This window comes from Streptomyces sp. NPDC006510, assembly GCF_040611955.1.
Classification (GTDB): domain Bacteria; phylum Actinomycetota; class Actinomycetes; order Streptomycetales; family Streptomycetaceae; genus Streptomyces.
The window spans coordinates 1-10,021 of the sequence record NZ_JBEXPH010000250.1; the positions used below are offsets into that span (position 1 = coordinate 1).

Below are 10,021 nucleotides of genomic sequence, written 5' to 3' on the forward strand. Positions count from 1 at the left end.
TCCCGGTGCTCGGTGTGGCAAGCCCACGGGTCGTCCACACCGGGACGGGACAGGATGTCCGCCGCGACCTCGACCCCCACCCCGTCCATCACCGGAAGAACCTGGATGTTACCGATCTTCACGCGCTTGATCCCGTCTCTCACAGCTGTATCAACCGGCTGCAACCACCCACGACAGCGGGCCATTCCCCTACGCCCGCCAACCGGCCGCTGAAGCTGATGCGTTCAGCCGCGATACGCCCCGGAGATCACTCACCGCGACATCTATGCGGCGCGGCGAGCGCGGCGTGGGTGCCATTCCAGGCATGCTGCGTCCACACAAGGTCGTCGGGTGTGACGCCAGGCGGGCGGTGTGTCCCCGCGTGGCGAGCAGCCGCACGGCCGCGACCTCACCCCGGTGTGCGTGCCTCGTCGGCGAGGACGGCCAACCGGGGCGGCGGTCGGTTCCGGCGGCGTGTCCCGCGACGGCCCGGGCGGGCGAAGGCACCGAAGTGACCTATCGGGGGCTGGATGCCGCAACTTTCTCCCCGGCCGTACCGGTCCGGGCCGTTTGGTGCGTCTGCCAGAATGGGGCCATGGTGCAAGAGGCATCGACGTACGACGGACGGCTCAGGGCCACGCCGTGACGAGCGGTGGAGTCCCGAGGCCGAAGGCCCGGTGAATCGTCCGACAGGCTTTTTCGAGCAGCCGTTCTGGACCGGGCTCGGGCTCCTGGTCGTGTGTGCCGGGCCCCTGATCCTGCTGGCCGGCATCAGCGGGTACGTCCCCGACGACGACAGGCTGGGAGTCGTCGTGACCGGCCTCCTCTGGACCCCTCTCACCGTGGTCGTCCTGGTCCTGGCCGTCGTCGGCACCGTGCGGGACCAGCGCGTGTGGCGCGACCTGGACACGGCCGGCGTCCGCGTCATGGGCAAGGTCACGTCCGCACAGCACGTGTGGTGCGGCGAGGACGACCGCTGCACCAGGGTCCGGATGCTGGTCACCGTGCCGGGCCGGCCGCCGTTCACCACGAGCCATCTCGTCGCCGGGGAGGAGATCATCGAAGTCGGGACGAGCATCCCGGGCGACGTGCACCCGATGCGCGACCTCTTCCGCCTGGTCGCCGATCCGTCCACGGGTGGGGCGTCCCGGTAGTTCTCCCGCAGCTGGTCCGGGTGACGGCCTTCCCTTCCGGTTCATCCGAACGTGCGTCCCGCCCCCGGCGGCTGCGCTGGATACCCCGGGCGGCGCCCATGGAACGGGAAGACTCTGGGCGGAGGTTCCCGGGCGGGGCGATCAGTCGGCCTGGATACAGCCCCGGCCAGGCCGCGTTCGGCACCAGCCCAAAATCGACGAGAAAAGTGGCGGGGTGGCGCCGGTAGGACAATGACGAGTTCCCTTTCAAAATCGACGAGGAGGGTGGTCGACGTGACCGACCCCGATAACCCCGACTTCTCCAGCCTCAAGGGTGGCGAGGAGGAACAGGCCGCGGGCATCGTCCGGGACGTGGTGCTCTGGTACAGCACCCAGATCGCCGCGGAGCACAGGGCCCCGGTGCCCGACGAGGAGCGGCTTGAGGAGCTGAAGGCCGGCAGGCAGGCCGCGCTCGCCGACCAGGCCCAGCTGGCGACCGCCGACCCGCCCGAGGCGGCCCGGATCGCCGAGGTCTACGCCGCCCGGCTGAAGGAGCTCAACGCGTCGTAGTCCCATGCTCTGCACGGTACGGGCAGGGGCCAGACCGACGGGTGCGGCCTGTCGAGCCGAGCCGGCTGTACCCGCGCGGGCATCAGGGGGCGGGAGAGCGCGACGATGTCGTCCAGCTCGTCCCGGTGCTGCGGCAGCGCCCGGTGGAGCCGGAGGAAGGCCATGGCCTCCTGGTCGGTGTACGGCCGGAGCTGTTCCGCTGTCAGTGCCCACGATGCCCGCCCGGCTGCGCCGGCCTCGTGGCGCAGCAGTGCCTGCCCGTCGCGGCGGATCACCGTCACGGCCGCGGCCGCGATCGACGGATGCCGTTCGGCGGCGGTGACGTCGGTCAGGGCCCGGAAGCATGTGCCGTGCCCGGCGCGGGTGGTGAACCGGGGATAGCCGCCGATCTGCAGGGCGCGCGCATACCGCAGTGCCGTCGCCAGCAGGCTGTCCGCCTCGCGGACAGCCAGGACGACGAGCTCGACCGGGTAACCGTCGGCCGCGAACGGCACGGCGCCGGAGAGGAACTCCTCCACGCTGCCCGGTGCACCCTCGATGAGTACGTCGCCGCGACGGTGGCGTACATACTCCTCGGCCCGGGTGAACCAGGCCCGGTAGTCGGCCCGGATCGCTGCCCCGGCGTTGCGTGGGTCCTCTTTCAGCAGCCGCAGGTGGTCCGGGTGCGAGGCCTTGAAGTCGTCGCCGACCAGGTGGGTCGTTCCCGGCCGCACGGCCCGGCGGACCGTCCTGGCCGCCAGGAGCTTTCCGGCCCCGGGCTGGCCCAGCACGTACACCCCCCGTGGATCGTTCCGGGCGATGATGCCGTTCAGGTACGACGGGGCGATCAGCTCGTCGAAGACCCACCGGTGCTCGGTGACCGAGAGCCGGTGGTAGTCGACTCCGGGCGCTCTCCGACGGGGCTGGGCGATACGGCGAACCGGCTCGGCCAGTGCTGCGGCACGTGCACCGTCCCGGTGAACGGCCAGGCGCTCGTCCTCGGGCAGATCACGATGCACCCGCACCTCGGCATGTGCCAGTTCACGGTGGAAGACGCCCGTCTCCCGGGCACTCCAGGTCCGGTCCTGTTCCAGTACCACGGCTTTGTCGGCGGCGGTCCGGCGTTGCCAACCATCGGGAACTGGGAGTCCGGCGAGACCGAGCCGCGGCCGCCGAAGCGCGCCGCCTACGCCCGGCTACTGGAGGGCCTCGCCGCGCGCTTCCCCGACGCGGCCCCGGTGTCGGCAGTCCCGAAGACGTTCACCGGCCCGGCGCCGGAGCCGATCGCGGCGCCCGCCGCCGCGCCGCCGCTCCGTCCGACGGCGAGCAGCGCCGCCAAGCCGACGTCCTCACGGCGCCCGGGAGCGAAGAAGGCGGTGGCGAAGAAGACCACGGCGGCCGCCGTCGACCCGCGCTTCGAGAACGGGCCGCTCGCGGTGATCGACTGCGAGGACGGGAAGGTGTCGGCGTACTGCGTCGGCGGCCTGGTCCTGGACGTGCCCGCCAAGACGATCCCGGCCCTGGTCGACTGGACGCTGGCCGAAGCTCGGCTCGGTCAGGCCCGGCTGCACCGCAACGGCCGCGACGCCGACCCGATCCTCGTCCTCACCGCGTCCGCGCTGGAGCGCTTCGGCCTGCCGGTCGCCCTGTCGGAGGAGGAACGGCACGCGAGCCGTCTCCCGGCCGGCCACAAGGTGGTCAAGCAGATCGAGCGGGCCGGGCTCCAGATGACCCAGCGCGGCTTCGGCCCGTGGGCCCCGGGTCTACCGCGACCCCGAGGGCTCCAAGCGCCGCTGCGTCCAGCTGTGCATCCTGCCCTGGAACGCCCTGGACGTCCGCGAGTGGGGCAAGAAGGACGACCCGCAGCTGCTGCTGACGATGCACCCGGCCGACCTCGTCCAGTACCTCGGTCTGTACGCGGCGCGGGTGATGACGCCGCGCGGCAGCACCGCGACGACCGGCCTGTAGCTGATGACCGCGCTGCGCCCGCCGACCCGCGCGGAGAAGGACCCGGCGACCGGCGAGTTCAAGCGGGCCTTCAACGACGACGCGATCACCCAGCTCTACCCGGTGGTGCCGTGCGAGGTCCCCGACGAACACCCGAAGCTGAAGGACATGTACGCCCGGCACCACCTGCGCACCCCGGCAGAGATGCTGATGGAGGAGCTGTACGACTGGTGCCGGCCGCTGACCGATGAGGAATGCGCTAACCCGTACCTGGTCGTCGTCGACCTCAACATGTCGTTCGCCGCGGCCGCGAACGGACTCACGGTCGGGCTGAACGGTCCGACCCACCTGGAGAACAACCCGACGTTCGACCCGGCGCTGCCCGGCTCGTGGCTGGTCGACCTCAGCCACGTCGACCTGTCCCGCGTGCGGGTCAACGGCCGTACGGTCGACGGCACCCACGCCGAAGGGCGACCACCCCGAGGGCCCGGCCTGGTACGCCACGCCCACCGTGCAGTATGCGGTGGAGCTGGGCTTCGACGTCGCGCCGATCGAGGCGTACGTGCGCACACAGACCGGCCGCTACCTCGACTCCTGGTACAAGCGGCTGCGCGACGCGTACGTGGACACGATGGCCGACATGGGCGTCACCACCGACCTCAGCGAGAGTGAGTTCCTCGAGGCGATGGCGCGGCGCCAGCAGGTCGACCCGACGATGACGCTGCTGGAGACCGCGATCAAGGCGACGGCGAAGGGCGCGATCGGCAAGCTGCGCCAGCGCAGCCGGGGCCAGGTGCCGTACTACGAGCCCTATCCGGCGCTGGAGCGGTGGACGTGGCGCCCCGACATCCGGGCGGCCGTGCTGGCCAGCCAGCGGACCGGCCTGCACCGCAAGCTGATGAAGACGGTGGCCGCCGCCGACCTGTACCCGGTCGCGATCGGCACCGACGCGATCGTCTACCCCTCGTCCGGCCCGTCCCCGCTGGACGTCCTGCCGCATACACCCGAGGGCAAGCCGGCGCCGGGCACATTCCGGCTCGGGGTCTCGCCGGGCATGGTCAAGTGGCAGGGCACACAGACCGTTCTGTGGGCGGAAGCCCAGTTCGAAGAGCGCGGCGGCGTCTTCAACATCTCCAACCTGATCAAGACCGACCAGAGCGCCGGAGAAGGGGAGTAGGTCATGGTCGACTCACTCGGGGACAGCCTGGACCGCGCGCTGGAGGGGGCGTTCACCCGCCGTATCCCGCAGAGTGCCCAGGCGCAGATGAAGTACCTGGTCAAGCAGCTCAAGGGCACCAAGGCCGCCGCCCAGGCACTCGGGATCTCCCAGCGCACCGTGGAGCGGTACGTGTCGGGCAAGCTCAAGCGGCCCCGCCAGGACCTGCGTGGGCGCCTGGAGCGCGAGGTCAAGAAGAGGTGGCAGCCGCAGATCCGCGCGAAGGCGAGGAAGAAGGCGGCGTCTACGGGCGGGCTGGTCGTCTCCACCCGCGCCCGCTTCGAATTCGAAGCCGCTGGGGGCACGACCGACGATGCCCGGATCCGGGACATCACCCAGGCCCTGCCGCCCGAGTACGCCGACCAGCTGTTCAGCGCACGGGAGCAGGGTGCCAACGAGGACCAGCTCCGGCAAATTGCGGCCGACGGACTCGCCCGGATGTACTTCCGCGCGAACAACTCCCGCGCGCACGGCCTGGGCGTGGAGTTCACCGACGTGGAGCGGCTCGACATCGAGCTGTGATCACCCGCCCACGGCAGAAGGCCCCGAACCGCTTGTGACTGAGCGCTCCAGCTGGCCAGTGAGCACCTCAGTTGGCCGCTCCATGCTCAGAGGCCGGTTGAGGCTGGCTTGTCTTCGTTCCCTCGCGTTTCCGGCTGCCGCATTCCCCCAGTGCCGCCGCGCCTTGATCTTGCTTCGATCCCAGCCCCAAGTACCGGCCCGATAGCCGATCTTGTGGAGCCGACAGACCGGCTGCTTGACTTCCCCCATGACTAAAGGAGCAGACACGTTCGGCGACCTCGGCCCGGCGGTCAGCCGGCATGCGGTGGACCACCGGAAGCGATGGGTGAACGCAGGCTGCGCACTGCTTATAGCCATCCCGTCCGGCTGGCTGGGCGTGTGGGGCTGGTCGGCAACCGGCGAGGGGTCGGCCGGCAGCAACAAGGCGATCGGTCTGCTGCTCGGCCTTGGGCTGGGCGCCATTGCGATCGCGGCGACCCAGATCGCGCGGGCCCTGCGCGGGGAGCGCGGCGAGTATTTCGAGGTTCGCCAAGGCGGCCTGGTTCATGGATCCCAGCGGGGCGCTGCGGGCTGGCCCTGGAACCGCGTCACCTCGCTTCACATCGACGGCGACGCGGTGAACGGCCTCGCAACCCGACTCGGCAACGGCTACCGCATTGAGATCGAACTCGACGACGGCACCCGGCTGCGGGCTGACGGGCTCACCGAACGCGCCGGCGACCTGGGACGCGCCCTGCTGACACAGTGCCCGCACGTCGCTCTGAAACCGCGGATCCCCTGGTACGGCCGGGCAGGCAGTTGGCCGCTGGCAGGGGCCGCGGGCTGCGCGGCAGCGATCCCCGCGATGATCTTCTACATCGCGGACCACCCGGACAAGGAACACCGGACCTACTCCGGTCAGGGCATGACCATAGTGAGCACCGAACCGGGCATCAGCGAGGCTGGCATCGCCTTCCTGACCATCGGCATGCTGGTGTGCGCCATCACCGCAATCACCCTCGTCATTGCCTACGTGCGCGGCAGGGCGTATCGCTGAACCGCTTGGTGCACAGCACCGCCTCCTCGCGGTAACACGGGAGCCGCCGGAGGAACTCTGCCGCGGCTGCACACAGGGCGTGCGATGAGGGCCGTCTCGTGCGGACAAGGCAGCGCGGCCACCTATGACGCTCAGAATGGCCAGCTGAAGCACTCAGTCACAGGTCTGCACATCTTCACCAGCGAGGCGGACTCCCCCATCACGGCCCTGCGGCGCGCGCACGAGGTGTACGACGCCGCGCTCGCCGCGCACCAGGCCGGACTCGAGAACGCCGGCAAGCAGCCCGCTGGACCACCCGCAGCGACTTCGCGCTGTAGCTCCGCCCCGGGACGGCCGCCAAAGGCCGGAAAACCAGTCGGCCGCCCCGGGCCAACCCATCCCGTACGAGACGAGACGGAGAACCCAAGTATGTCCTCCCTCCTGCGCTTTCAGTCACCGATCAGGCAGCGCACCCTCTTACTGACCACCGTCGCTCTCCCGCTGACCGGCTGGACCGTCCACGCCCTGGCGCTCCACCGGCGCCTGGCTGACGCCCGCAAGGACCAGCTGTCCGGCCTGCCCGGCCGGCATGAACTCATTGCGCACGGCGAGCGGCTACTGCGCACCCGGCACCGCGACGATCCGCACGTCCTGATGCTGGACGGAGTCGGCTTCAAGACCGTCAACGACACCTACGGGCACGCCGCGGGCGACGCCGTCATCCAGACCATCGGCCGACGCCTCGCCCGCTGGACCGCGAGCCGCCAGGCGCTCGCCGCCAGGCTGGGCGGCGACGAATTCGCCGTGTCCGTGGCACTGCCTCCGTCGACCGCGCTCGCGGAGATCGCCGGATTGCGCGAGCAGCTGCAACAGCCCCTCCAACACGAGCAGCACACGCTGCGGCTGGACGTCTCCCTCGGCATCGCCCGCGCCGTCGATCTGCCCGGCGAGACGAGCAGCCGGATCCTGCGCGGCGCGGACAACGCCATGTACAAGGTCAAGAAGGGGCTGGAGGCGTTCCCGTACCTCGCGACACGGGCCGACGCGTACGCGGACACTGTCAACGGCCGCCGCGCCGGCCGCCGTGGGTCGCACCTTCTGGCGCGTGCCGCGTGAGCGCCGCCGAACTCGAGGGCGGCGACTGGGACCGCCGCATTACCGTCCGCCAGCCCTGGGCGACCTGCATCCTCGCCGGGAAGCGTACGGAGAACAGGCCGGCCAACTGGCTTATGTCTAGTGCTGTGACCGCGAAGGTTCACCGGGTCCCGGCGGTCAGGGTGAGCTCCGAGTTGGGATGGTCTGGTCAGCCGTGTAGGGAGCCTGTCGTGCCCCAGCTCTGCGACGATTGCTGAGTGAGCAAGCAAGAGTGGGACACATTGACCAAGTCTGAAGAAGCCTTCATGGTCAATTCCTATGAGATCGACATCCTGCCTGGTGTCTGGGGCGATCTCGACGAAGCCGACCAGTCTCGACCGGTCAACGAGCTGGCGGGAATCTTGCTCGCTCTCATCGATCGCGGGTGGACCGAGGTCCGCCGACTCGCGCCGTGGACCTCCCCCGCCGGGGAGAACGGCTTCCAGCCCGGCGAGCTGGTGCCTCGTGATCAGCTTCCGGCGATTCTCGAAGACGCGGCCAACTGGGAGTATCCCGAAGACGGGAACTGGATTGGCGCGTTGACCCTGGTCGAGACCGAAGCGGGAAAGAAGATCACTCGTCTTTCTCCCGAGGAGATGGCCGAGTAGGCCGTCATGGCGGGAAGCCTCAGGCCGCGGCCAACGGTCGGCCGCCCCAGCGGAGGCCCTTCTCGCTGCGGATGCGGGCTCGTTCGCGGCGTTGGGCGGCCAGGAGGTCGGGGTGGCGGGCGTTGGCATTGCGCCAGCGCAGATGGCGGTGCAGCTCGCGGGTCTGAACGGTGTGGTTGGGGTGGTTCGAGTTGGCCAGGGTGAACTGCCGCAGCGGCCCGAAGTGCGCCTCGATCGGATTGGCCCAGGAGGCGTTCGTCGGGTGAAGCACAGCTCGACTTTGTTCTTCCACGCCCACCGGCGGATCTTGGCGCCCTTGTGGGCGGAGAGGTTGTCCATGATCACGTAGATCGGGCGCCGTCGGGGCGAGCGGCGCGGATTGACCTGAGCGCGGCCAGGCTGTTGGTGGTGCCCTTGCGGTGGCGGTTGACACCCCAGAGGGTGTCGTCGCCGATGGAGTAACAACCGTGGAAGTAGGTCACGCCTTGGGTGCGGTGGTAGGTCGCCGGGACCCGGTCGGGCCGGCCCTGCTCGGCCCAGCAGGATCCGCCGGTCGGGCGTATGCCGAGCGGCCCGAACTCGTCGAATGCGAAGACGCGGTCAGGGAAATGGTCCATGACGTGCTCGATCCGGTCCAGCTTGGCATCGCGGTCAGGATCGGTGGACTCCTTCCAGGTCTTGGTGCGCTGGAAGGTGACGCCGCGACGGGCGAGCAGGCACCGTAACGCCTCGCGGCCTATCCGGATCACACGGCCGTGCACGCGGCGCAGGTAGGCGGAGAGTTTGCGGATGGACCAGCGAGTGAAGGGCTGGCCGAGCTTGGTCGGGCGGGTGGTGGCCGTCTGGATGACGAAGTCCTCGTCGTCAGGACTGAGCAGGCGGGGACGGCCTCCCGCCCACTGAGGGTCCAGGCAGGCCAGGCCGATCTCGTTGAACCGGTGGATCACATCGCGGACGGTGTCCTCGTCGGCCTGGACCAGCTTCGCGATCACCGGGGCCCGGTTCCCGCCGGCCGAGGCCAACAGCATCATCGCGCGCCGGAACCGCACCGAACTGGTGCTGCCCCGACGCACGATCTGCTGCAGCTTCTGCCCCTCCTGGTCGGTTAACGTGCGCACACGGACAGGCTCGGCCATCGCGCCTCCAGCGGTCGGATTGGACGTCACCGCACACATCCAACCGCCGCGGCCACGAGCCGGGCGAACCTTCCAGGTCGGAGGGCTACTTCTCGCGCAGATTCTCGACTTCGGCGGCCAGCACAGCCATATCGCGGACGTGCGTATAGTACCTGGTCGCGTACTCGTCGTCGATCGCAGGGAGAACCTTCTCGAACACCGCCGTCAGCCGGATCAAGCCTTCACCGCGCTGTTCGTCGAGCGGGCCTTTGAGAACGCCTAGGGCGTAGCCGCCGGCGTCCGCATCAAGCATCACCATGTCCTGGTCCTCGATGCCCAGGCCGCGGAAGCCTGGCGGGAACGGCATGGCCATGTGCTCGGCCATCACCTGCGAGAGCGCTTCGAGCTTCTCTTCGAACATGCACAAGATCCTGCCGGATCCCACCCGGCGAACCAAAGCGGTCACGGCACTAGCAGGGTCGGGGACTGGCGCGGTGGCTTCCGCTCCGTTTCCAACCCCCGCCACCTCAAACCGGACGTGCGGTTCTCCCGCATCCGGCTTTCCGACATCGTTCACCGCTGGGCATGCGCTGCCACCCTGCATACGTTTCCGGTCAGGCGGAAGACCCCGAGCCTGGTGGTCCACCCATAGGTGTAGCGGGTGGTCCAGTTTCGGCCCGCGAGGCCGTGTTTCCGGCTGGCGAAGATCGCTAGTGCCGCATCAGGCAACGTTTGCCTTGTCGACGACGGCTTGTAGGTGCTGGTCGTCGGCATGGCGGTTTCGCCAGATGATGTAGCGGCGG

General features: G+C 69.5%; 11 protein-coding genes and 1 pseudogene. 7 read left to right on the forward strand and 5 right to left on the reverse strand.

Annotation, left to right across the window (positions count from 1 at the left end):
* Positions 1–656: 656 nt before the first annotated feature.
* Together ABZY11_RS39395 and ABZY11_RS39400 are read left to right on the forward strand one after the other, a co-directional pair.
* Positions 657–1,133 (forward strand): hypothetical protein, encoded by a 477-nt coding sequence (locus ABZY11_RS39395; protein WP_356483780.1) that lies wholly within the window; start codon positions 657–659, stop codon positions 1,131–1,133.
* A gap of 273 nt (positions 1,134–1,406) precedes the next feature.
* Positions 1,407–1,682 (forward strand): hypothetical protein, encoded by a 276-nt coding sequence (locus tag ABZY11_RS39400; protein WP_356483781.1) that lies wholly within the window; start codon positions 1,407–1,409, stop codon positions 1,680–1,682.
* On the opposite strand, the gene ABZY11_RS39405 is transcribed toward ABZY11_RS39400, so the two are convergent.
* Both ABZY11_RS39405 and ABZY11_RS39410 read right to left on the reverse strand, forming a co-directional pair.
* Positions 1,646–2,761, reverse strand: a complete 1,116-nt coding sequence (locus ABZY11_RS39405) for a zeta toxin family protein (RefSeq protein ID WP_356483782.1) — start codon at positions 2,759–2,761, stop codon at positions 1,646–1,648. The two genes, ABZY11_RS39400 and ABZY11_RS39405, sit on opposite strands and share 37 nt — an antisense overlap.
* 86 nt (positions 2,762–2,847) lie before the next feature.
* Positions 2,848–3,168, reverse strand: coding sequence for a hypothetical protein (locus ABZY11_RS39410; RefSeq protein ID WP_356483783.1), 321 nt, complete (start codon positions 3,166–3,168; stop codon positions 2,848–2,850).
* A gap of 951 nt (positions 3,169–4,119) precedes the next feature.
* Here ABZY11_RS39410 and ABZY11_RS39415 point away from each other — a divergent pair.
* The 5 genes from ABZY11_RS39415 to ABZY11_RS39435 all read left to right on the forward strand — a co-directional run bounded on the left by ABZY11_RS39415 (position 4,120) and on the right by ABZY11_RS39435 (position 8,103).
* Positions 4,120–4,785, forward strand: coding sequence for a hypothetical protein (locus ABZY11_RS39415; RefSeq protein ID WP_356483784.1), 666 nt, complete (start codon positions 4,120–4,122; stop codon positions 4,783–4,785).
* A gap of 3 nt (positions 4,786–4,788) precedes the next feature.
* Complete coding sequence (locus ABZY11_RS39420; RefSeq protein WP_356483785.1) at positions 4,789–5,346, forward strand: XRE family transcriptional regulator; 558 nt, start codon at positions 4,789–4,791, stop codon at positions 5,344–5,346.
* Between the two features lie 247 nt (positions 5,347–5,593).
* On the forward strand, positions 5,594–6,382 hold the full coding sequence (locus ABZY11_RS39425; protein ID WP_356483786.1) for a hypothetical protein: 789 nt from the start codon (positions 5,594–5,596) through the stop codon (positions 6,380–6,382).
* A 408-nt stretch (positions 6,383–6,790) separates the two neighbouring features.
* Positions 6,791–7,477 (forward strand): GGDEF domain-containing protein, encoded by a 687-nt coding sequence (locus tag ABZY11_RS39430; protein ID WP_356483787.1) that lies wholly within the window; start codon positions 6,791–6,793, stop codon positions 7,475–7,477.
* A 236-nt stretch (positions 7,478–7,713) separates the two neighbouring features.
* Positions 7,714–8,103: a hypothetical protein gene (locus ABZY11_RS39435; RefSeq protein ID WP_356483788.1), complete on the forward strand. Its 390-nt coding sequence runs from the start codon at positions 7,714–7,716 to the stop codon at positions 8,101–8,103.
* Between the two features lie 19 nt (positions 8,104–8,122).
* On the opposite strand, the pseudogene ABZY11_RS39440 reads toward ABZY11_RS39435, so the two are convergent.
* The 3 genes and pseudogenes from ABZY11_RS39440 to ABZY11_RS39450 form a co-directional block, all read right to left on the reverse strand.
* A pseudogene (locus ABZY11_RS39440) lies at positions 8,123–9,239 on the reverse strand (IS630 family transposase).
* Positions 9,240–9,324: 85 nt separating this feature from the next.
* Positions 9,325–9,639 carry a hypothetical protein gene (locus ABZY11_RS39445; RefSeq protein WP_356483789.1) on the reverse strand — a complete coding sequence of 105 codons (315 nt, stop codon included), beginning with the start codon at positions 9,637–9,639 and terminating at the stop codon, positions 9,325–9,327.
* Positions 9,640–9,791: 152 nt separating this feature from the next.
* Positions 9,792–10,021: hypothetical protein (locus ABZY11_RS39450; protein WP_356483790.1), on the reverse strand; the 230-nt coding region annotated here is incomplete at its 5' end.

Excerpts from the sequence above, each read along its gene's own strand:
- ABZY11_RS39445 (WP_356483789.1), bottom strand. The coding sequence starts at position 9,639 with ATGTTCGAAGAGAAGCTCGAAGCGCTCTCGCAGGTGATGGCCGAGCAC.
- ABZY11_RS39425 (WP_356483786.1), top strand. The coding sequence starts at position 5,594 with ATGACTAAAGGAGCAGACACGTTCGGCGACCTCGGCCCGGCGGTCAGC.
- ABZY11_RS39420 (WP_356483785.1), top strand. The coding sequence starts at position 4,789 with ATGGTCGACTCACTCGGGGACAGCCTGGACCGCGCGCTGGAGGGGGCG.
- ABZY11_RS39430 (WP_356483787.1), top strand. The coding sequence starts at position 6,791 with ATGTCCTCCCTCCTGCGCTTTCAGTCACCGATCAGGCAGCGCACCCTC.